The organism is Streptococcus timonensis (genome assembly GCF_900095845.1).
Lineage (GTDB): Bacteria > Bacillota > Bacilli > Lactobacillales > Streptococcaceae > Streptococcus > Streptococcus timonensis.
In genome coordinates, this window is record NZ_FMIX01000004.1 from 1,033,363 (window position 1) to 1,055,660 (window position 22,298).

Below are 22,298 nucleotides of genomic sequence, written 5' to 3' on the forward strand. Positions count from 1 at the left end.
CTATTATCTAAGCCAGTTCTGTAAACTACTAATATTTGAAATCCTTTGTCAATTAAGGTACAATAGTATAAATGATTCTTGAAAGGATTACTATGAAAAAAATAGCTACACTTCTCTTAGTTTCCACTTTTGTCCTTGCTGGATGTACTAGTCTCCAACGTACACTTCGTGGGGATGATTACGTTGATACAAAAATTGCCGAGGAAGAACGTTCAAAAGCTGCAAACAAAGAAGCTGCTGACTTAAAAGATGCCTTGACAAATGAAAATGCTAACTTCCCTCAACTTTCTAAGGAAGTTGCTGAAAACGAGGCTGAAGCTATCCTCCACACAAGCCAAGGGGATATCCGCATCAAGCTCTTTCCAAAGTTAGCTCCACTTGCCGTTGAAAACTTCCTTACTCACGCTAAAGAAGGTTATTACAATGGTGTTACCTTCCATCGTGTGATTGACGGATTTATGATTCAAGGCGGAGATCCAAAAGGGAATGGTACTGGTGGTGAATCTATCTGGCATGGCAAGGATAATACCAAGGATACTGGAACTGGTTTTAAAAATGAAATCTCTCCTTATCTATACAATATCCGTGGCTCCCTTTCAATGGCAAATACTGGACAGCCAAATACCAATGGTAGCCAATTCTTCATCAACCAAAGTACAACAGACTATTCTGCTAAACTTCCTACAAGTAGCTATCCTAAGAAAATTATCGATGCCTACAAAGAAGGTGGAAATCCTAGTCTTGATGGCAAGCACCCTGTCTTTGGACAAGTCATAGAAGGTATGGACGTTGTAGATAAGATTGCTAAGGCTGAAAAAGATGAAAAAGATAAACCAACTACTGCTATCACAATTGACAGCATTGAAGTTGTGAAAGATTATGACTTTAGCAAAAACTAAATTATTATAATAAAGGAGATCATTACATGTTAATTTTTTGGGGATCTAAAGGCTTTACAAAAGAGTTAGGACATACTCAAACTAGTATTGAGTGTGGACATTGTAACAATGTTGAACCTTGGCAAATTATGGAAACTGGGCGTAAATTTACCCTCTACTGGATTCCACTCTTTCCTTATGGAAAATCTTACTATGTTTCATGCCCAGTATGCCAATACGGACATGAAATTGAAAAATCTGAGATTGAAAAGTATTTAAATTATTAAAAAAGATAGGTCAATGTGCCTATCTTTTTCATTAGTCAGCAACAATTTTGGAAGCGCTCCCTTACGTACAATTCTATGGTATAATAGAATTAACAATTTATGGAGGCTTTCTATGAAACCATATAAAATAAGTTTGATACGACTTTGCTTGGTCCTGTTAGGATATTTACTCTATAATCTAGTTTATTTTGCCCTCTTCTATTCAGCAGGTTATGCTTTCTTCATTCTATGGCCGGTATTCTTTTTAGCAATAGCTTTAATTCTTTTAGGTAACTTTTTTGCCTTTAGGGATCCTCTCAAACTAAAATCAACCTATAAAGAGAATCCCTTAATCCAAAAGACTAGTAATATACAAGTAATTTTAGCGACTATCGGAGTTTGCTTACAATTATCAAATATGATATATCTACGCTGGTGGCCGATCAATTATATTGATAATTTTCCAACATTATTTTGTATTAATCTTCTCTACTCTGCTATTTTCTTTATTGGGAACTTTCAAAAAACAAAGCTCGATCAAATCGACAAGTCTTCAAACAAATCAAGTTTTGTTTTTGGGACCATAGTCGTTTTGTTATGTAATTTATTGTTAATCACGAATAGCAAAGTTTCAGTATGGGGGTCGACGGATCAATATGTACAGGACTTTAAAGACTTTGGCCTAAAAGGAAAAGTCGAAGTATATGAGAAAAAACATTTAATCGAGCCTTATAACGGAACACTCACTACTTTGTTCTACACCGAGGCTTTATCAAACGGAGATAGTTTTATCGATTTTATTTATGTTTCTGATGTTCATAATGGAACACACGTGACAACATTAGATGAAAAGGACAAAAAAGAAATTCGTTCCTATCTTGAAAACGATACGGAAAAAGAGTTATTTGATAAAGTTACACTTGAGCAATTTGAATTTGTCTTAAAAGTCTACGAAGAAAGAATAAGAGATCTAAAATTAAGAGATGATATAGCGACTAAACTAAATGAGGCAGTTGGTTTCAAATTATTAGAGAATTATTCTGTCGAGATTACACCAGCTGATCGAAATAAATTTTATAGTATTCTTATTAAAGAGGCTGTAAAAAACAGAGATAATGGAGATAATGATATTGCAGGATTTTACAATATCGATATTAACAAACATATCAACAATAAATCTTTAACCGTTTCTATCAAACACTTAAATTTTAGTGAAATCGACGATAGACAAAATCATAAAAATGATAATCGTGTAGACTACTTAAAAGATAAACTAATATCACTTCCAGTCGGAACTCTATCAGATGGTATCTATAAATTCACTGTTAGCACTTTATCTGACGGCAAATATACCGACGTCACCATCACGATGGTTGTTGAAAATGGTAAGAGTTACTTTGAGAACGATACTGCTAAGCAACTAAATTAGTCAAAAAATCCAAGTCATATAGACTTGGATTTTTTATGGCTATTTATGTTAGTTCATTAAAGTCCCAGATTTGGTCCATCCAGCCTTCATAGAAGTCTGGTTCGTGGCAAACCATAAGGATAGATCCTTTATATTCTTTCAGAGCTCGTTTGAGCTCATCCTTAGCATCCACATCCAAGTGGTTGGTAGGCTCGTCTAGAACAAGGACATTGTTCTCACGATTCATCAAGAGACAGAAACGAACCTTGGCTTGTTCCCCACCTGATAAGACTTGAATTTGGCTTTCGATGTGCTTAGTCGTCAAGCCACAACGGGCAAGAGCTGCACGGACTTCTGCTTGATTAAGGGCTGGAAAGGCATTCCAAACAGCTTCTAAAGGTGTCTGGCGATTGCCACCTTCCACTTCTTGCTCAAAGTAACCAAGTTCTAGATAATCTCCACGTTCAACTTCCCCAGCAATTGGTGGAATAATGCCCAAAAGAGACTTCAAGAGGGTTGTTTTACCGATACCATTAGCACCAATAATGGCAACCTTCTGATTGCGTTCAAAGGTAAGATTTAATGGTTTTGTAAGTGGGCGGTCGTAACCAATCTGCAAGTCCTTGGCTTGGAAAATAAATCGACCTGGTGTACGAGCTGGTTTAAAATCAAAGGAAGGCTTTGGTTTCTCACTTTGAAGCTCGATAATGTCCATCTTATCCAATTTCTTCTGGCGAGACATGGCCATGTTACGAGTAGCAACACGCGCCTTATTACGGGCTACGAAATCCTTGAGGTCAGCAATTTCCTTCTGTTGACGTTCATAGGCTGCCTCTAGCTGCGATTTCTTCATGGCATAGACTTCTTGGAACTGGTAGTAATCGCCAGAGTAGCGTGTCAACTGTTGATTTTCAACGTGATATACGATATTGATCACATCATTGAGGAATGGAATATCGTGAGAGATAAGAACAAAGGCATTCTCATAGTTTTGAAGATAACGCTTGAGCCAGTCAATATGCTCCGCATCTAGATAGTTGGTTGGCTCATCAAGAAGTAGGATATCTGGCTTTTCAAGGAGGAGTTTAGCCAAGAGTACCTTGGTTCTTTGTCCACCAGATAAGGCTGTTACGTCCGTATCCATACCATAATCCATGACACCAAGAGCACGCGCGACTTCGTCAATCTTAGCATCCAAGGTATAGAAGTCACGACTTTCCAAACGGTCTTGAAGTTCGCCAACTTCTTCCATCAATGCATCAATATCAGCTCCCTCTTCTGCCATTTCCATGTAGAGTTCATTGATACGTGCTTCGGCTTTGAATAATTCGTCAAATGCAGTGCGAAGAACGTCACGTGCGGTTTGACCTTCTTTGAGAACTGCATGCTGGTCCAGATAACCTGCTGTCACATATTTGGACCATTCCACCTTACCTTCATCAGGTACCAACTTACCAGTCACGATGCTCATGAAGGTTGATTTCCCTTCACCATTAGCACCGACTAGACCGATATGTTCACCTTTGAGGAGACGGAAGGATACGTCTTCAAAAATCGCACGATCACCAAAACCGTGACTTAAATTTTTAACTTCTAAGATACTCATTTTAATTCCTTATCTTGTTTTATGTAGTAGTTTATAGAGGATCCAGGCTAGGTAGCCACCTAAAGTATTGGTCCATAAATCATCAATCTCAAAGACCCGATTGAAATCAAAGAAAAAGTCTAAAACTAGCTGTGTGCACTCGATGCTTAAGCTCAATAAAAAGCTTAACAAAATCACTCTCTTCGTTTTTCTTAGACTAGGGATGAGATAGAGAAGCTGGAAAATTAAAGGGAAGAGCAAGAGGACATTTAAGGCGTTTTGCAAAAAAATCCAAAACAGTTGTATCGGGCTGGTTACTTCTCCCAGGTTCCACAAAGAGTTAAAAGGCGTCAAAAGAAAAACCAGGCGTCCAATCGTTTGAATACCTGGAGTTTCCACTCCTGTAGGAAGTTGAGGCTGGGGAGTAAAACAAAAACAGACGATACAAAGACTGTATAGCACGATTCCCAGGCTTAGTAATTTTTTTTGATTCATCTTATGGATTTACTTCAGCTACTGCTTTTTGGCGATCACGTTTCATGGTATTTGAACGTAATTGTCCGCATGCGGCATCGATATCTGTACCATGTTCCTGACGAACAACACAGTTGACACCTTTTTTCTTGAGTGTATCATAGAAGGCCATGACACGCTCTTTGGGACTACGACTGTATTGGTCGTGCTCACTAACTGGGTTGTAAGGAATCAAGTTGACATATGACAATTTCTTAATGTTCTTGAGCAATTCTGCCAACTCAAGCGCTTGTTCAACTCCATCATTAACTTCATTAAGCATGATATACTCAAAAGTCACACGGCGGTTGGTTGTTTCGATGTAATACTCAATCGCTGCAAAGAGTTTTTCAATTGGAAAGGCACGGTTAATTTTCATAATGCTTGAACGCAGTTCATTGTTTGGAGCATGAAGAGAAACAGCAAGGTTAACCTGGACTCCTTCATTGGCAAACTCACGAATCTTATGAGCCAAGCCAGAGGTTGATACGGTGATGTGACGAGCACCGATTGCCATTCCCTTATCGTCATTGATGGTACGGATAAAGTTCAAAACGTTATTGTAGTTATCAAATGGTTCTCCAATACCCATAACAACGATATGGCTAACACGCTCATCTTGACCACGTTCGTCAAAATATTTTTGAACAAGCATAATTTGAGCTACAATTTCCCCGTTATTGAGGTCACGTTGCTTCTTGATCAAACCTGACGCACAGAAGGTACAACCGATATTGCATCCAACCTGAGTGGTTACACAGACTGACAAACCATAGTGCTGACGCATAAGCACCGTCTCAATCAGCATACCGTCTGGTAACTCAAAGAGGTACTTCACAGTACCATCGGCTGACTCTTGAACAATACGTTGTTTCAAGGGATTGACTACAAACTGCTCGTTTAGTTTGGCAATCAAATCCTTAGACAAGTTAGTCATTTCTTCAAATGTCTGAACACGTTTACGGTAAAGCCACTCCCAAATCTGATCAGCACGGAATTTCTTTTCTCCTTGCTCCAAGACCCATTCTTGCATGCCTTGGCGTGTTAAACTATAAATCGACGGTTTCATCTTTTCTCCTTATTCTTTGGTCATTTCTGACGAATAACAAAATGACGGTCTTCCTTAACCTCTTTTTGAGGTTTTTGCTCTTTTCGACGACGTCTATTTCTCTTGTCTGTATGATTTTTTTTCTTGTTTTGGGAAGGTTTCTTACCTCTTCGAGAGTCTTTTTCTTCCTCTTTTTTGCGAATCTTCTGGTCGAAAGATGCTCGTTTCGGCGCCTGATTTTCTAAAACGAAATAGGCACAACCATAACTACAGTATTCCAGTAGATAATCCTGTAAACGACTGATTTTTTCTAAAGATTCTTCAGCTCGTTCATTTTTATAAAATCCACGCAAGCGCAACTGTTCATTGCTCCAGTCTCCTACAATATAATCATACTTGTTTAAAACTTCCGAAAAGCGTTGAGTAAAAGCCGTTGCATCAAAAGCATCCTTGCTATTTTCAACCAAGATAAAAGAAAAACCTTCAGCTTCAACCTTAGTATCATTCAGATGAAATTCCGGACCAGGGAATTTATTGTAATTGTATAATTCAGGTGCAATTTCTTTACGCATAATCTTCCTTTTTCAACGATTTCTTAATACTCTATTTTACCATATTTTCGAGATATTTTCACATTTGATAGAAAAAGAAAAAAATCTGACTATTTCAACATTCAATTCTAAAAGACACAACTGTACTAAAAAGAAAAAAACTGGGAAAACCCAGTTTTTAAATATTATAGGTAAAGTAATTTGAAAAGTGCTACAGCGGCAATAGCAGCAGCAATCGGTGCAACTACTGGTACCCAAGCATACCACCATTTTGAATCACCCTTGTGTTGACCAAGGATTGATTTTGGAAGGAAGGCGTGAAGAAGACGTGGTCCAAAGTCACGAGCTGGATTCAAACCTGGTCCTGAAGGTCCACCAAGTGAAGTAACCAAAGCCATTACCAAGAAACCAAGTGCCAAGTGTGCAATACCAAGACCTGGTGACAAGAATGGAGCTACTTGTGTTTTCGCTTGTTCAAGATATGTAGCGACTTGTTCTTGAGGAATTGTTTGACCTTGAGCAGTCGCTTGTGCCACTTGTTCATTAATCAATGCTTGAGCTTTTGTAACTAACTCAGCACCAAAGAAGTTCTTTGTTAAACCAAGTGCTGCAAAGAAAAGAACAAATGATCCAATAAACTCATTGATAAATCCGTTCACAGTTGCTGCATAACGTGATTCTTTTGTTCCGTGGTCGATACTTGAAATTGTTGAGAAAGTTCCCAAGATGTTATTTGGATTTTCTGTCTTCAAGTAGTAAGGACGGTGAGTCGCAACAACCAAGGCTTGTCCGAAGATTGCTCCCAAAACTTGCGCGATGATGTATTGGGCTACTTGTGACCAAGGGAAGAGACCGCTAACTGCAAGTCCAAGAGTGAAGGCTGGGTTGATGTGGTTACCAGAAACGTTACCAAACATCAAAGCTGGGATCATAACCCCCATACCGTAACCAACAGCGATAACGAGCCAGCCACTTTGGTGACCTTTCGTACCTTTAAGTTCAACGTTGGCAACCGCACCATTTCCCAAGATAATCAAGATGGCTGTTCCCAAAAATTCTGTGGCATATTTAATAGCCCATGTGAAATCCATTGATAGATTCTCCTTATTATTTTTTAGACAATCCCTATTCTATCAATTTTTAAACCTTTTAGCAACAGATTTTCTAAAAGAATCCTATGGAAAACGCTTTTATTTAGGGCTTTAAAAAAAGACTTAACAAAGAGAGTTTGTTAAGTCCTGATTTCGATTATTCTTGACGCTGACCAAAGTCCTTAATCATCTGCTCCATTTCCTCACGACTTGGTGTCGTAAGCATATAGAGATAGTCTCCTTGCAATTCAGCAAAGGCTGCCGGCATAATTTTCTTTACTTTGAACTGCTGACCATATTTAGCAAGCAAGTCTTCTTCTGAATAAACATAGTTAGCATTGGCGCGACGGGATGTTGCTAAGCAATACTGGGTTTCAAACGGAGACTCCGGGAATGCTTCACCTGCAACGATAGCTGCATAGCCCTTGTACAAATCCAAGGAATGCGCATAGTTATAGACATCAATAGTGAAGCCACCCGCTGGACGGTTATTGTACTCAATGGCAATATAATCATCACCCTCACGGAAGAACTCGATATGGAAGAAACGTTCTTTCATATCAAATTCCTTGACAATAGCCTCACCATATTTACGCAATTTTGGATCCATATCTTTAAGAACATAATAAGAATTGTCCATCTTGTAAATCATGAGATCAAGGGGTGTATGTGCATAGTCAAAGGTAGTTGAAAAGACAATATTTCCATCTCTATCTACCAAACCATCGAAGGTACAGATTTCACTAGAGTTAACAAATTTTTCAAAGAAATAAATGGTTGAATGGTCCCATTCAGCCTTAAAGTGGTTTACATCATCTTCTGTTTCAAGCTTAAAGGTAGCTGCTGCCCCAACTCCATTGTCAGGTTTTGCAATCAGGGGAAGTCCAATTTCTTTCACAGCTTTGTCAACATCTGCTTCTGTTTCAATGATAGCTCCTGGCACTACTGGAACTCCAGCTTTTTTGAAGAGTTTTTTCATCTCAGACTTGAACTTGGTCTTCTTGAGATCTTCTGGTTTGGCACCAAAAACATTGAACTGTTCACGAAGGGCAGCATCCAACTCTAGCCAGTATTCATTGTGTGATTCAATGCGGTCAATTGGACCATGCTTATAGAAAAGAAAGGCAACTGCTCGTTTAACCTCATCGATATTTTCAAGATTATCAACTCGGAAGTACTCCGTCAAGCTATTGCGCAATGGTTCATCTAGCTGTTCGTAGGGTTCTTGCCCAATCCCTAGAACTGTGATTCCTTTATTGGCTAACTCAATACTAAATTGCTGAAAATTTTGTGGGTAATAGGGTGAAATTACAAGATAATTCATAAGCAACTCCTTTTATAGACTCATATGACCGAGGAAATAAGGCATTTGTTTGCGCCACCATTCCCAGTCATGGGCAACATCGTGCCCCCACTCTGCAAACCAGGCAGGAATTTGTTTTTGATCAAAAGCTTCTTTTAACTTGTAGTAAGAAGGCAGGCCATCCTGTTCCCAAGCACCTAGTCCAGTACAAATCACAATCTCAGCCTGACGGTAACGATCGATAAACCAACCATCATTTTGATTCCAGATATAGTCTACTGGTGAATTTTGATAGATAGCATCATCATTATAGTAGTCACCTACAAAAAAGCGTGCGTCATAGACACCACTAAGGGCAATTACCTTGGTAAAGACATCTGGATGCTGAAGGAAAAAGTTAAGTGCATGATAAGCTCCCATAGAGCAACCTGTTGTCATCATACCGTCAAACCAGCCTGTCTTGTGCTTGATAAAAGGAATAGCTTCTTCAATCACATATCGTTCATAGGCACGGTGCATCTCAGCTTGATCATGACTATTTTTCCAAGTCGCAAGCCAGCTCTCGCTATCGACACTTGAAAGGGTGAAGAACTGAACACGGCCTTCCTCGATAAAGGACGCACAAGCATCAATCATGCCGAAGTCATAATATTCATTGTGGCTACCACCTGAAGAAGCAAAGACAACAACTGGGATGCCTCCATGTCCGTATCGATTGACATACATTTCACGGTTAAGATGACCACTCCAGTGGCTAAGATGTTCAATATGCATATCCTGTCTCCTTTATACTAATTACCAATTTTCTGCAAAAAAACGTAAGCAAGCTGGAAGATTTTCTGCCCATGGAATTTCATGGTGAATGGCTCCAGCCTGAACCTTGAGTGAGAGATTTTCCAACTGCACTCCTCCTGCTATCAAATCATGATAATAGCGAAGAGAAGAGTCAATATAGGCCTGCTTAATATTACCAGCCATAAGAGTCTTATCCGTGTCATCTGCTTCTTCCGTCCCAACATAGATAAAGACTCGCTGGTCAGATAATAGTTTTTTACGCTCCATATAGCGATCAAAGGCCTCTTGGTGAAGCCAGTTGGCTGATGAGAACACTCCCAAACACCCAATCTGATCCTGATACTCCAAGCCAATAAACTGGGTAATATTGCCGCCTAGAGAAGACCCAACCATAGCAGTGTGCTTGCGGTCTGATTTTGTACGATAGTTTTCATCGATAAAGGGTTTGACCACTTCCATGACAAACTCAGCATACTCGACTCCCTTACCACCAAACTGTTGACCGGGAATATTAGACTCTTGGAATTTCCATGCCGCGTACTCATTCATACGTCCTAAGCCATCATTATCAATGGCTACCACAATCATACGGCTGATATCTGGATTACGTTTAATGGTAGGAATAATCTTCCATGAATGACCGACATAGGATTCTTTACTGTAAAAGACATTCTGACCGTCATGGAAATAGACAACCGGATAAGTTCGATCCGTGTCTTTCTCGTAGTTTTTCGGGAGGAGAACACGTACACGGCGCTCCTTGCCTGTGTATGGAACCTTGAGTTTATGCTCTCGCATTTTCAGGTAAAAGTAGGATTGATTCATTGTCAGAAAACTCTCTATATTCAAAATTTTACCTAATTATATCATAAAAATAGAAAAAAAGTCAGTTTCCGTCCAAATTTAGGACAATAAACTAACTTTTTTTACTTATTTTATTTTTTCCTCTGGTTTTTCTGATTAAAGGAGGTCATCAATTAACTCATCAACCGCATCTTTCTCAGCTTGAGGGGTAATTTCAGTAATCATAATTCCTGCTACTGCTCGCTCAACCAATCCTTCAACATCCATACGTGTTTCATACTGTTCAGCATTCTTAATTTTAGGATTTGTTTTGGGACGATCAGGCGCAAAAATCGTACAGCAGTCTTCAAAAGGTTGGATAGAAATTTCAAAGGTATCAATTTCTTGTGCAATGTCAATGATTTCCAACTTATCCATAGTTACAACTGGTCGGATAATTGGTGTATTGGTTACGGCATTGATAGCCTGCATACTTTCTAGGGTTTGGCTTGCCACCTGACCAAGACTTTCACCATTGATGATGACCAAACCTTTTCTCACCTCACGGATACGATCGGTAATCCGCATCATAAAGCGGCGAGTCAGAGTCATGAGATAAGCTTCTGGAGCCTTAGCCTTAATCTCTTCTTGAATCTCCGTGAATGGCACTTCGATAAACTGGATATTCCCACCGAACTTAGTCAATTTACGGGTTAAATCCTGAGCTTTCTTAAGGGCACCTGGACTAGTATATGGTGGACTAGCAAAGTGAACAGCCTCGATATCTACTCCACGTTTTAGAGCTAGATATCCAGCAACAGGTGAGTCAATCCCACCTGACAACATGAGCATACCTTTCCCAGAAGTTCCAACTGGCAACCCACCTGCTCCTCGAATGGTCTCATAAGAAAGATAAGCCGCCTCTTCACGAATCTCCACTTGCAGATTGATATCGGGATTTTTCATCTGGGCTTGTACATTTGGAATGGCATCAAAAACAGCACCACCAAGAACTTGGTTGAGTTCACGACTGTCCAGTTCAAAGTTGTGATCACTACGTTTGCTAGAAATCTTAAAGGTCATGCCTTCCTTATAGATGTCCTGAATAATCTCTTGGACAGCAGATTTAAGAACTTCTACAGATTTTTCAACCTTATATACTGGAGAAAAGTTTTGAATCCCGAAAACCTGTTTGAGAGATTCAGCTACTGCTGCATAGTCGGCTCCATTAAGATAAGCATGGGCACGGTCGCGATCAGCAGTTACCTTGACTTGAGGATAGATAGATAAAACATCTGAGATATTATTACGTAGTTTATTGATGAAACGCATACGGTTTTTACCTTTGGTTGAAAGTTCCCCGTAGCGAATCATAATTTCTGAATATTGCATGAATGCTCCTATCTTACTTTTCTAGTTTGATTGTAAATTAATTTTAGTTTGGTCAAAAATTTCTCAACTTGACTCATGTCATTTTCTAGGTCTAGGCTGACGCGTACTGCTGACTGAGCCTTATCTTTTTCAACACCCATGGCAATCAAGGTACCCGCAGGTTTTCCTGCCTTGGACGAGCAAGCAGAGGTTGTGGAAATGAAAATATCATAGTCTTCAAATGCATGAACGATGACTTCACCACGGACACCCTTAATCCCAAAGGTCAGAATATGAGGAGCAAAATCTTCTTCTCCTGAGAAAACAAAAATATCTGGATAATCAAGAAGGGCTTGACGGATGACTGCCTTCATCTGACTTGTTTTGCTTGTAAACAAATCCAGTTTTTCCATGGCTAGACGCAGAGCCTTGGCTGTCGCAGCAATACCTGCTACATTCTCAGTAGTTGAACGATAGTCACGCTCTTGGCCACCACCAGTTAATAGGGGGGTGATTTTCTTGCCAGACTTGATATAGACAAATCCAACACCACGAACTCCGTGGAATTTATGACTAGAGAAGGTCGCAAAATCCACTCGGTCAGTCAAATACTTTTCTGTCGGAATCTTAGCTAAAGCTTGAACCGCATCAACATGGAAGGAAATCGTTGGTTTATCTGCTAATAGTTCTGAGATAGCTTCAATAGGCTGGGTTGAGCCGATTTCATTGTTGACTGCCATAACAGAGACTAGCGTTGTATCAGGACGAAGTAGATTTTCTAAAGCAACTACATCTACAAATCCTTTTTCATCAACTGGTGCAAAATCCACCTCGAATTCTTGAGCCTGAAGCCAAAGAGCAGACTCCTTAACCGCTGGATGCTCAATTTCTGACACGATGATGTGTTTACCAAACTGAGCTTTTTCAAAAGCGACACCTTTGATAACCCAGTTATCTCCTTCGGTACCACCAGAGGTAAAGAATACTTCTTCGCTTTTCTTACCAATTAAGTCTGCAATCTGCTGACGAGAAGCTTCTAAAATTCTGGTAGATTGGTCGCCCAATCGATGGAGACTGGAAGGATTTCCTATAATTTTTGAAGCAACTTGCATATAGGTCTCTAATGCTTCTGGGTAAGGCTTGGTCGTAGCTGAATTATCAAAGTAAATCATGGTTTCTCACGCTTTCTAAAATCACTCCTTCTATTGTAACATGAAAGGAAGGTTGGAACAAGAAAGAAAAGGCCCTAAATTCTAGTAGAACTTAGGGCAAGTTTCAACAGTCATAAAACTCATGTAGCAAATCAAAAAGTTCTTGTTGTTGAGCCATCAGCATTTGTCCAATGCTAGTTGATTTAATCAAAGTGCGTTGCTCAACATTTTCAATAACTCTCTTCAAAGATGTTTGAGCAAAAGGATCTTCAACAACCTTTTGCGAGCCTTCAAAAGGCTGATGGGTTACCAATTGAAAACCGTAAGAATTATTCAGTAAGGAATATCCTGCTGTTCCTGTCTTCTTTTGATAAGCTTTACATAGACCTCCGTCAATGACAAAGAGCAAACCACCACCACGAATAGGAGATTCTCCCTTCACAGTCTTAACTGGAGTATGGCCATTGACCATTCTAGACTCTTGAGAGAATAGTCCAAATTCTTCCAAAATAAGCTGGCAGACTTTCTCAGAAGTCCGATAAGAAAAATATGAATTTTCCACTTCTTTATGAGTGTCCTTATCTTCAATAAAATAGCGCTCTAAAGTTGTCATCTTATCTTTGCCAAAAAGTGGTGAAACTGCCCCTCTCCAACAATACCAAATTAAATCTGTTGAAAAATCATCTCCAATTTCCTTATTCTTTGCTGCTTGACGAATATGGTATTCAAAGAAATCCAACAATTCTCTTCCAGCATAACGAGACTGGTTAATAATTAGAGGCTTCAATTCTCCAGACGGTTCAAGTGGTATACAACCATGAAAGAGTAAATGCTGGTTATAAATTTTATACATGGATCCTTTTTTCATTAACAGTTCTATATGCTTAGCCAGTTTAAGTGACCCTTGAAAGGAGGCTAGGAGACTGTCAACTGCCTGAGACTCCTCCAAACTCAATTCTGCTGGATTGGCTGGATTAATCGTTTGAAAGCAGGTATTCGTAAGATTATATTTTTTTCCATCAATTGTCACACACTCTTTCAAATAATCAATATCATCCAGTTTAACCTGATCCTCCATTTGAAATTCTGGCCTTCTTTTTATCAGTTGAGTTTCCAGTTTAAATTGGATAATAGAAAGAGCCTGATGCACCTTTTCCAACTGTAAAATTTCTTCGCTTGTGAAATCATCCTCTCTATTTCCCAAGATTGGCCTAAACTTGGGATTGGCCTTATAGGTCCTGTCAGCAAATAGTGTTAAGGACCGAAGATTTAAGCCGTAAGCTTTCTCGATATCCCATAAATATCCATAGCGAGCAGCAATACGTAGCGCATTTAACATACAGGCCTCTGAACCGAAAAAGCCTCCCATCCAAATAATGTCGTGATTCCCCCACTGAATATCCAAAGAATGGAATTGCAAGAGTTCATCCATAACTTGCGGACTACCAGCTCCTCTGTCATAAATATCGCCAACCACATGTAAATGGTCAATCAATAAGCGACGAATACTGCTAGAAACACCAAGAATAAAGGGAATAGCTTCTCCTAGCTCGATGACATAGGAGAGGATATTTTCAAAATATGACTTTTTATCTGCTAAAGCTATATCACTGTATACCAATTCTTCGATGATATAAGCATACTGAGGTGGCAATGCCTTCCTAAGCTTTGACCGAGTGTACTTGGCAGCTGCAAAAGTCAGTAGAGTCAATAACTGAGGAATCGTTTCTTTGTACCAATCTCTGATTTTATCGTCTTGCTTCAAAACAAGTTCAGGATATGAAACCAGGGCTGACAATCTGTTTTTATCATCTTGCGACAAGGAATCTCCAAAACAGTCATTAATCTTCTCATTAAGAATACCAGCACAACTTCTTAAAATATAGTCAAAGGCCGCAAATTCACCATGAATATCACTGATATATAGCTCTGTTCCCTTTGGAAGGTTTAAAATTGCTTCAAGGTTGGTCAGTTCTGTGATCACCTTTTGTCGAGAATCAAATTCTTTCAGTAAAATACGCTTATATTGCTCCATTTTTGACCTCCAGCACTATCCTTTTACGATAAATAATGCACTATTTATTTTCTTAGTTCATTTTCTTAGTTCATTTTCTTTAAATGCTCTTCGATTAAGAAAGCTGTTTCTTCAATTGATTTATCTGACATATTAATGACCCGAGCTCCATATTTTCTAAAGACCTTCTTAGAGTAGTCCAATTCCTGATAAATCTTTTCCAAATCTGTGTAATTAGTTTCCTGGGTTAAGCCCAAAGAATCTAAACGATTACTGCGAATCTTAACCAATTTTTCCGGCTCACATACTAAACCAATTAGGCGCCGAGAATCAATTTTTTCCAAGACTTGAGGCAAGGGAACTTCTGGAATTAGAGGAAGGTTCGAAACCTTATATCCTTTATTTGCTAGATAAATACTGAGCGGTGTTTTAGACGTACGGGAAACCCCTAGCAGGACTATGTCAGATTCTAAAAATCCCAGCGGTGCTTTACCATCATCATATTTGACTGCAAACTCAATCGCTGAAATTTTATTAAAGTATTCGCTATCTAAACGGTGAAGGGTGCCAGGTACTTCTATCGGATCCCTTCCTGTCTTTTCTTTGATAATTTCAAAAAACGGATGCATCAAATCCAAATAGGATAGCCCATGCATCAAGCTAAACTCCCTTGCTACCGAAGCTAGCTTGCCATCGACCAAGGTACTGATAACTAGGGCATCATCCTTGATGGCATCACGTAAAATATCCAACAATTCATCTTCCTTGTTGATAAAAGGGAAACGATAGCTATTATTAAAAATGATGTCTGGATATTGAGCTGTAACAGCGGATAGCAATTTTTGGGAAGTCCCACCCAAAGAATCTGAAATACTATAAACAATCATTTCTTTTTTCATATTTATTCCTCTTCTCTATTTACTTCAGTGCTTCGAGCTTGCTGAATAATGTAGTCCAACAAAGCTGTCTTTGTCACACTGCCTAAAATCTGACGTTCATTTTCTTGGTCGACTATCGGCAAGGAATCAATGGCGTAATCTTGAAGGAGTACAGCAGCTTCCAAAATATTCATATTTTTATGGCATGTTTTAATATGAGGCATTCTGGTCATGCAGACAGCAACCGGAGTACTGGCAATATTTGAATTGAGAGAAGCCCTCAGAAGATCTTTACGTGACATAATTCCAAGAAGAAGCTTATCTTCATCGATGACATAAATAACGTCTGCATCGTACATAAAGAGAGTAATAATAGCATCCTGGATATAGGAATCACTGGTGACCAAGACTGGTGAAGTCATAATATCTGCCACTTCTTTCCTAAAGGTATCAAAAAAGAAGACCGATTCTAAATCAGAGCCTGAATATGTATACCCAACTTTAGGAGTGGCCTTTAGGATTCCAACCAAGGTTAAGAAGGAAAGGTCCGATCGTAGAGTTGCTCGAGAAATATCTAGTAAGTCAGATATTTTCTCACCACTCAGAGGTTGCTGGTCTTTAACAATTTCTACAATCTTTTTTTGTCGTTCGCTTAATTTCAATTCACAGAAAACCTTTCTATATTCTATATAGGTTCCAAATAACGATTGGAAGAACATGCTTATTTTTATTTTACTAAACCAATTTTAAAATAAGCATCATGTTTATTGAATATTATAGCAATTATTTGAAATATGTCAATCATTACATGCAGTTTTTCCATTTGACAAATATATATGATGTATAATACAATGGTTTTGTCTTTAATTGTGACACATATTTAATATTTTGGAGGCGACTATGACAAAATGGATTTATTCCTTCGAGGAAGGAAGCGCAAACGACAAGGCACTCCTTGGTGGAAAAGGGGCCAATTTAGCAGAGATGAGCAATTTGGGATTGCCTGTTCCTCCAGGTTTTACCATTACTACCGACAGCTGTATTAAGTTTCTCGAAAATCCCGATTTCTTTGATTCTTCTTTAAAAGACGATATTTTGGAAGCGGTTTCTAAATTAGAAATAAAAACCGATAAATCGTTTAGCGTAGAAAGCTCAAGTCTTCTTTTAGTTTCGGTTCGTAGCGGAGCAAAATTTTCTATGCCAGGAATGATGGATACCATTTTAAATCTTGGACTTAATGACCAGAGGACAAGAATACTTGCAGAACAGACTAATCCTGAGTTTGCCTATAATTGCTATCGACGTCTACTTCAGATGTTTGCAGATGTTGTATATGGGATTTCTAAAGAACTTTTTGATGAACTACTAAAAGACTTTGAAAAAGGTCATGGTAAACCAGTTAAAGAGCTGACACTAGATGAGCATCAAGACTTGGTTAAGCAATATAAAGAAATTTATCTTAAGGAGAACCAATCCTTCCCTGAAAATCCTATGGACCAACTTTTTGCTGCTATTCAAGCAGTCTTTAATTCTTGGAATAATAATCGAGCTAAAGTCTACCGAGAACTTAATAAAATTCCTCATGATTTAGGGACTGCCGTTAACGTCCAGGCAATGGTCTTTGGAAATAGTGACCAAAACAGCGGAACAGGAGTCTGTTTCACTAGAAATCCTGCTAGTGGAGAAGATCAACTATTCGGTGAATTCTTACTGAATGCTCAAGGAGAAGACGTTGTAGCTGGTATACGAACTCCAGAACCAATTGCCGCTTTAGAAAAATCTCAACCTCAAGTTTTCAAAGCCTTTAAAGAGTATGCTAGAATCCTTGAAAACCACTACAAGGACATGCAAGATATCGAATTTACCATTGAGAAAGGAAAACTGTATATTTTACAAACTAGGAATGGCAAACGCACAGCTAAAGCTTCATTAAAAATTGCTTTGGACTTAGTAGACCAGGGTATTATTAGTAAAAAAGATGCCCTGATGAGAGTATCCCCTTCTTCTATTAGTCAGCTCATTCACCCAGTCTTTGAAGAGGCTGCAATGGAAAAAGCAACTCTCATTGCACAAGGTTTACCAGCCAGCCCAGGAGCTGCTACTGGGGAAATAGTTTTTACAGCAGAACGAGCTAAAGAATTCCACAATTTAGGAAGAAAGGTTATTTTAGTAAGACAAGAAACATCGCCCGAAGATATTGAAGGCATGGTCGTTAGCCAAGCTATTGTTACCAGCCAAGGTGGTATGACTTCTCATGCAGCGGTTGTTGCTAGAGGAATGGGCACCTGTTGTGTAGCTGGATGTGGGGAACTAAAGATTAGCGAGGAAGAGAAGACACTTTCTTGTGGTAATCTTGTTTTAAGAGAGGGAGATATCATTTCTGTTGATGGTAGTTCCGGTTGTGTTTATATCGGAGAAATTCCTACAGTCTTGATTGAGAATAATGAAGACCTTCAGCGCCTTCTTTCTTGGGCAGATAAAGTTGCACATCTTAAAGTTCGTGCTAATGCTGAGACTGTCAAAGATTTACAGACAGCTATGAATTTTGGTGCCCAAGGGGTAGGACTAGCCCGTACTGAACATATGTTCTTTGGTCAGGATCGAATTTTGGAAATGCGTCGCCTCATTCTAGCCGATAAGGAAGCAGAAATGAAAGCCGCACTCAAGAATCTTTTAGAATTCCAAGAAGAAGACTTCTATCAAATGTACAAAACAGTTGAGGACAAACCTCTGATTGTCCGGCTTTTAGATCCGCCCATGCATGAATTTTTACCTAAAGAACCGCAGGAAATCAAGCTTCTTGCTGAAAAACTCAATAAGTCACCTGAAAAACTGGCCCACCAAATTGTAAGCTTACAAGAAAGCAACCCTATGTTGGGCCATAGAGGTTGTCGTCTTGGAATTACACAGCCAAATATTTACAAAATGCAGACTGAAGCTATTTTTAGAAGTGCCATTAAATTACATCAAGAGGGGATAAAAATTAAACCTGAAATCATGATTCCTTTAATTGCTGATAAAAAGGAGTTAGAATTTGTAAAATCCTATCTGACTCAACACATCCAGTATATCTTTAGAGAACATAAACAAGAGCCCTTCCCATATGAAATTGGTACCATGATTGAGTTACCACGCGCTTGTCTGACTGCAGATAAACTAGCTCAAGAGGCTGATTTCTTCAGCTTTGGTACTAACGATTTGACTCAAATGACCTATGGTTTTTCTCGAGATGATATTGGAAAATTTATAGGTCATTACAAAAAGATGAACATTCTCTCATCTGATCCATTCCAACATATTGATCAGGAGGGAGTCGGTGAATTAATGCGTATTGCAATCAGCAAGGCTCGCCAAGTAAAACCAAACCTATCTATCGGTATTTGTGGAGAGGTCGGTGGTGATCCTTCTTCTATCTCTTTCTTCCAGGAAATTGGTATCACCTATGTTTCCTGCTCGCCTTATAGGGTCCCTGCAGCTCGACTTGCTGTCGCTCAAGCCGCTTTCGAAGAGAATAAAGACTAGTTTCCTTTATATTCATTAAATAAGGCTGGTATGATTGATTTCCCAGTCTTACTTAATAGTAAAAGCATCTTTTAACCTTCAATCCACCAGTTATGATTTATCACCAAACTTCTTGCTTTACATTTTTAAAAAAAAATCTACTGGTTGCGTTTTCAAAACTAAAAGTTTTATTTTTTTAAGACAATTTAAAATAAAAAACGTATAATGAAAATATGAAATGAATCCAAATTCATATTTAGTTTTGCAAAGGAGTTTGAAAACCATTATGTCTAACTATTCTCGCCAAAATAAAAAAACAAACAAAGACAGTCAAGAAACTGGCAAGGCTAGCCATCACATCAAGAAAGGTTTATCTGCTTTTCAGAAAACCTTAACCTTAATTGGTAGTATGTTGGGAATTATCACTGCGACGATTACCATTAGCAATGCAATGAAGTCCAATGAACAAAAGAAAGCAGATACTAGTCCTGTTACGCAAACAACCATCATCAAAGAGATCCAAAAGGAAACTCCTGCTGAATCTAATAGTCCTTCTCAACATCAAGAAAATAACCAAGATACTAATGCTGCAACTAGTGGAGTTGATCATAAAAATGACAACAAGGTTCAACCAGAAGAAAATACTCAAGCTCCTAACAATGTTCAACAAAATCAGACTGAAGGAGCTGCTCAATCTGATACAGTTGCCACAGATAATAAAGCAAATCCATAAAAAAATAGCTTCTCTCCGATTTGGGAAAGAAGCTATTTTTTTATTGTTGTAAGACTTTTCGAGGTTTTGTTCCTTCAGCAGGACCAATAACTCCAGCAATCTCTAATTCTTCCATCAATCGAGTTGCTCGGTTAAAACCAACAGATAGACGACGTTGGATCATGGATGCACTTGCTTTTTGAGTTTCAATAACCAAAGCCTTGGCTTCTTCAAAGAGTGGATCTCCGCCCTCATCGCCAGAACCAGAATCACCATCAGTCTCAGAAACTTCTCCAGGATCAAAACTGTCATCATAATCAGCATCTGCTTGAGCCTTAATGAAGCTAACAATACGTTCCACATCATCATCAGAGATAAAGGAACCTTGCAAGCGAACAGGATGGTTTTCATCAATTGGCTTAAAGAGCATATCCCCTCGACCAAGCAATTTCTCAGCACCATTTTCATCCAAAATCGTACGTGAATCCGTTCCTGAAGAAACAGCAAATGCTACACGTGACGGCACATTTGCCTTAATCAAACCAGAGATAACATCCACTGAAGGACGCTGAGTTGCAAGAATCATGTGAATACCAGCTGCACGCGCCTTTTGTCCGAGTCGGATAATGGCATCTTCTACTTCCTTGCTGGCAACCATCATCAAATCTGCCAACTCATCGACAATCACGACGATTAAAGGTAGAGGTACTTGCTTGTATTCAGAATGGGCATTGAATTCCTCAACTTTAGCATTGAAACCGGCAATATTTCGAACGCCAACCTTAGCAAATAGTTCGTAACGGTTTTCCATTTCATCTACGACTTTTTGAAGAGCTTTACTTGCCTTGCGAGGATTTGTTACAACTGGAATCAAGAGATGAGGGATATCGTTGTAAACTGATAACTCGACCATCTTAGGATCCACCATCATAAACTTGACTTGGTCTGGACGAGCCTTCATCAGAATACTTGCGATAATACCATTAACTGCGACAGATTTACCTGAACCAGTAGAACCAGCTACAAGTAAGTGAGGCATTTTAGACAAATCAAAACTACGAGCTGTTCCGTTAACTGCCTTTCCAAGAGGAATTTCCAAAAGATTATCGGGCTTAGTCTGAGACTGTTCCCATAATTCTCGGAAGGAAACTGTTGCAATTTCTGAGTTAGGAACTTCAATCCCCACTAAGGATTTTCCAGGAATCGGTGCTTCAATACGGACATCCTTAGCAGCCAAGGCCAGTGCCAAATCGTCTGCTAGATTTGAAATACGATTAACACGAACCCCAACTGCTGGTTTAACCTCATACTTGGTTACTGATGGACCTATTTCTGCTCTTTCTACAGTCACTTTAATACCAAAACTTGCAAAGGTTTCTTCCAAAATCTTGATATTCTCTCGAACGATTTTCTTTTCTTTTGACTGATCTTTTGGTTTATCAGGTGCAAAGAGTTGCAGGCTTGGGAGCTTATATTCCAAGGCCTTTTTAGCAGAAAAATCTACTTCAACATCTTCATCTTCTGCATAGTCAGCCTCCTGAGGAATGTCATCTAATTGAGGAAAATCATAGTCCGCTTGCGGGAGAATAATCTCAGGTTCCACCCATTCTTCCTCAGGAAGCGGTGGAAAATCTTGCAAGGGTTCTTCTGAAAGAATCTCACCTGTTTCCATATCAATTGGAGGTAAACTCAAGGCCTCTTGTTCTTCTTGTTCTCTTAGTAATCTTTCTTGCTCTTCTGCTTCTTTACGAGCTTTTTCCTCCTCGCGTTTGATGAAGCGTTCTTGTTTTCTCTGCTCGCGTCGTTCCATCCATAGGCTCATGCGAGCTGCAAGGAAATCAGCAATGTCATAGATAGACCAAGGACTAGCCAATAGCATTCCGATTAAGATAAAGATAGCACCTATAAAGTAAGTTCCAATATTTGAAAATAGAAATGCTATCGGAATGTAAAGACCTACCCCTAACAAACCTCCACCAGCAAAACTAGTCACTTGAAAGCTGGTTAGATCTTTATAGATTTGACCAATCGTTCCTTGAAAGACCGCTGAAGCTAAACTATATTTCCAAACTAAATAGGCTTCAAAAATGAGAAGTAATCCTGCAAAAATAAAGAAGAAGCCTGCTAGCAAGCCCTCTTGCTTATGTATCCATTTAAAGAGGAATAGATAGATGATTAGAGAAAAAATAGCTAGATAAGCTAGACTACCCACAAGTAAGCGGATTAGATTGTAAATACTGATTCCTACAGCTCCCCATTTAAGAGCAGCAAAAATCAAGAAAATAGCCAATACTAGCGAAATTAACATCCGCTGAATAGCTTTCTTTCTTTCTATTTCTGCTTTAGACGGTCTCCGTCTATTTTTATTTGTATTCTTATTTGCCATGTCTCCATTATAACATATTTCAGAAACTTTTCGAGGGGTTAAAAAAATGACTGCCCACTTCCGT

The 22,298-nt window shown here is 39.0% G+C and carries 18 protein-coding genes and 1 pseudogene; 5 read left to right on the top strand and 14 right to left on the bottom strand.

What is annotated here, in order from left to right; genetic code table 11:
- The first annotated feature begins 92 nt into the window (after positions 1 to 92).
- From BQ2679_RS08900 to BQ2679_RS08910, 3 genes are all read left to right on the top strand, one after another.
- Positions 93 to 899, top strand: coding sequence for a peptidylprolyl isomerase (locus tag BQ2679_RS08900; RefSeq protein ID WP_075567833.1), 807 nt, complete (start codon positions 93 to 95; stop codon positions 897 to 899).
- 26 nt (positions 900 to 925) lie between these two features.
- The gene (locus BQ2679_RS08905; protein ID WP_075567834.1) at positions 926 to 1,165 is read left to right on the top strand and encodes a zinc-ribbon domain-containing protein; all 240 of its coding nucleotides are present in this window, start codon (positions 926 to 928) and stop codon (positions 1,163 to 1,165) included.
- 112 nt (positions 1,166 to 1,277) lie between these two features.
- Positions 1,278 to 2,573: a hypothetical protein gene (locus tag BQ2679_RS08910; protein ID WP_075567835.1), complete on the top strand. Its 1,296-nt coding sequence runs from the start codon at positions 1,278 to 1,280 to the stop codon at positions 2,571 to 2,573.
- Between the two features lie 43 nt (positions 2,574 to 2,616).
- Here the strand turns inward: BQ2679_RS08910 and abc-f are convergent, their stop codons facing one another.
- The 13 genes and pseudogenes from abc-f to BQ2679_RS08975 all read right to left on the bottom strand — a co-directional run bounded on the left by abc-f (position 2,617) and on the right by BQ2679_RS08975 (position 16,297).
- Entirely contained in the window at positions 2,617 to 4,158 is a 1,542-nt protein-coding gene (abc-f, locus tag BQ2679_RS08915) for a ribosomal protection-like ABC-F family protein (RefSeq protein ID WP_075567836.1), read from the bottom strand.
- 1 nt (position 4,159) lies between these two features.
- A pseudogene (locus BQ2679_RS08920) lies at positions 4,160 to 4,632 on the bottom strand (VanZ family protein).
- Between the two features lies 1 nt (position 4,633).
- Positions 4,634 to 5,719 carry a dual-specificity RNA methyltransferase RlmN gene (gene rlmN / locus BQ2679_RS08925; RefSeq protein WP_004253810.1) on the bottom strand — a complete coding sequence of 362 codons (1,086 nt, stop codon included), beginning with the start codon at positions 5,717 to 5,719 and terminating at the stop codon, positions 4,634 to 4,636.
- Between the two features lie 20 nt (positions 5,720 to 5,739).
- Positions 5,740 to 6,270 carry a YutD family protein gene (locus tag BQ2679_RS08930; RefSeq protein ID WP_075567838.1) on the bottom strand — a complete coding sequence of 177 codons (531 nt, stop codon included), beginning with the start codon at positions 6,268 to 6,270 and terminating at the stop codon, positions 5,740 to 5,742.
- 164 nt (positions 6,271 to 6,434) lie between these two features.
- On the bottom strand, positions 6,435 to 7,340 hold the full coding sequence (gene gla / locus BQ2679_RS08935; RefSeq protein WP_075567839.1) for an aquaglyceroporin Gla: 906 nt from the start codon (positions 7,338 to 7,340) through the stop codon (positions 6,435 to 6,437).
- Between the two features lie 157 nt (positions 7,341 to 7,497).
- Positions 7,498 to 8,664 (bottom strand): ATP-grasp domain-containing protein, encoded by a 1,167-nt coding sequence (locus BQ2679_RS08940; protein ID WP_075567840.1) that lies wholly within the window; start codon positions 8,662 to 8,664, stop codon positions 7,498 to 7,500.
- A gap of 12 nt (positions 8,665 to 8,676) precedes the next feature.
- Positions 8,677 to 9,417, bottom strand: a complete 741-nt coding sequence (locus BQ2679_RS08945) for an esterase family protein (RefSeq protein ID WP_075567841.1) — start codon at positions 9,415 to 9,417, stop codon at positions 8,677 to 8,679.
- A gap of 21 nt (positions 9,418 to 9,438) precedes the next feature.
- Entirely contained in the window at positions 9,439 to 10,263 is an 825-nt protein-coding gene (locus BQ2679_RS08950) for an alpha/beta hydrolase (protein WP_075567842.1), read from the bottom strand.
- Between the two features lie 135 nt (positions 10,264 to 10,398).
- The gene (thiI, locus tag BQ2679_RS08955; protein ID WP_075567843.1) at positions 10,399 to 11,613 is read right to left on the bottom strand and encodes a tRNA uracil 4-sulfurtransferase ThiI; all 1,215 of its coding nucleotides are present in this window, start codon (positions 11,611 to 11,613) and stop codon (positions 10,399 to 10,401) included.
- Positions 11,614 to 11,621: 8 nt separating this feature from the next.
- Positions 11,622 to 12,764, bottom strand: a complete 1,143-nt coding sequence (locus tag BQ2679_RS08960; RefSeq protein ID WP_075567844.1) for a cysteine desulfurase family protein — start codon at positions 12,762 to 12,764, stop codon at positions 11,622 to 11,624.
- Between the two features lie 103 nt (positions 12,765 to 12,867).
- The gene (locus BQ2679_RS08965) at positions 12,868 to 14,778 is read right to left on the bottom strand and encodes a fructose-1,6-bisphosphatase (RefSeq protein WP_075567845.1); all 1,911 of its coding nucleotides are present in this window, start codon (positions 14,776 to 14,778) and stop codon (positions 12,868 to 12,870) included.
- 65 nt (positions 14,779 to 14,843) lie between these two features.
- Positions 14,844 to 15,656 (bottom strand): pyruvate, water dikinase regulatory protein, encoded by an 813-nt coding sequence (locus BQ2679_RS08970; protein WP_075567846.1) that lies wholly within the window; start codon positions 15,654 to 15,656, stop codon positions 14,844 to 14,846.
- Between the two features lie 2 nt (positions 15,657 to 15,658).
- Positions 15,659 to 16,297 carry a CBS domain-containing protein gene (locus tag BQ2679_RS08975; RefSeq protein ID WP_075567847.1) on the bottom strand — a complete coding sequence of 213 codons (639 nt, stop codon included), beginning with the start codon at positions 16,295 to 16,297 and terminating at the stop codon, positions 15,659 to 15,661.
- Positions 16,298 to 16,535: 238 nt separating this feature from the next.
- On the opposite strand from BQ2679_RS08975, the gene ppdK reads away from it, so the two are divergent.
- Positions 16,536 to 19,157 carry a pyruvate, phosphate dikinase gene (ppdK, locus tag BQ2679_RS08980; RefSeq protein WP_075567848.1) on the top strand — a complete coding sequence of 874 codons (2,622 nt, stop codon included), beginning with the start codon at positions 16,536 to 16,538 and terminating at the stop codon, positions 19,155 to 19,157.
- A gap of 265 nt (positions 19,158 to 19,422) precedes the next feature.
- A complete protein-coding gene (locus BQ2679_RS08985; RefSeq protein ID WP_075567849.1) occupies positions 19,423 to 19,869 on the top strand; it encodes a DUF6556 family protein in 447 nt (148 codons plus the stop codon).
- 40 nt (positions 19,870 to 19,909) lie between these two features.
- Here BQ2679_RS08985 and BQ2679_RS08990 read toward each other — a convergent pair whose 3' ends face one another.
- Entirely contained in the window at positions 19,910 to 22,234 is a 2,325-nt protein-coding gene (locus BQ2679_RS08990; protein WP_075567850.1) for a DNA translocase FtsK, read from the bottom strand.
- Positions 22,235 to 22,298 lie beyond the last annotated feature (64 nt).

Coding starts and splice junctions, on each gene's coding strand:
- BQ2679_RS08985 (WP_075567849.1), top strand. CDS start 19,423: ATGTCTAACTATTCTCGCCAAAATAAAAAAACAAACAAAGACAGTCAA.
- abc-f (WP_075567836.1), bottom strand. CDS start 4,158: ATGAGTATCTTAGAAGTTAAAAATTTAAGTCACGGTTTTGGTGATCGT.
- ppdK (WP_075567848.1), top strand. CDS start 16,536: ATGACAAAATGGATTTATTCCTTCGAGGAAGGAAGCGCAAACGACAAG.
- gla (WP_075567839.1), bottom strand. CDS start 7,340: ATGGATTTCACATGGGCTATTAAATATGCCACAGAATTTTTGGGAACA.
- BQ2679_RS08990 (WP_075567850.1), bottom strand. CDS start 22,234: ATGGCAAATAAGAATACAAATAAAAATAGACGGAGACCGTCTAAAGCA.
- BQ2679_RS08940 (WP_075567840.1), bottom strand. CDS start 8,664: ATGAATTATCTTGTAATTTCACCCTATTACCCACAAAATTTTCAGCAA.
- BQ2679_RS08950 (WP_075567842.1), bottom strand. CDS start 10,263: ATGAATCAATCCTACTTTTACCTGAAAATGCGAGAGCATAAACTCAAG.
- BQ2679_RS08930 (WP_075567838.1), bottom strand. CDS start 6,270: ATGCGTAAAGAAATTGCACCTGAATTATACAATTACAATAAATTCCCT.
- BQ2679_RS08900 (WP_075567833.1), top strand. CDS start 93: ATGAAAAAAATAGCTACACTTCTCTTAGTTTCCACTTTTGTCCTTGCT.
- BQ2679_RS08910 (WP_075567835.1), top strand. CDS start 1,278: ATGAAACCATATAAAATAAGTTTGATACGACTTTGCTTGGTCCTGTTA.
- rlmN (WP_004253810.1), bottom strand. CDS start 5,719: ATGAAACCGTCGATTTATAGTTTAACACGCCAAGGCATGCAAGAATGG.
- BQ2679_RS08960 (WP_075567844.1), bottom strand. CDS start 12,764: ATGATTTACTTTGATAATTCAGCTACGACCAAGCCTTACCCAGAAGCA.
- BQ2679_RS08945 (WP_075567841.1), bottom strand. CDS start 9,417: ATGCATATTGAACATCTTAGCCACTGGAGTGGTCATCTTAACCGTGAA.
- BQ2679_RS08965 (WP_075567845.1), bottom strand. CDS start 14,778: ATGGAGCAATATAAGCGTATTTTACTGAAAGAATTTGATTCTCGACAA.
- BQ2679_RS08970 (WP_075567846.1), bottom strand. CDS start 15,656: ATGAAAAAAGAAATGATTGTTTATAGTATTTCAGATTCTTTGGGTGGG.
- thiI (WP_075567843.1), bottom strand. CDS start 11,613: ATGCAATATTCAGAAATTATGATTCGCTACGGGGAACTTTCAACCAAA.
- BQ2679_RS08905 (WP_075567834.1), top strand. CDS start 926: ATGTTAATTTTTTGGGGATCTAAAGGCTTTACAAAAGAGTTAGGACAT.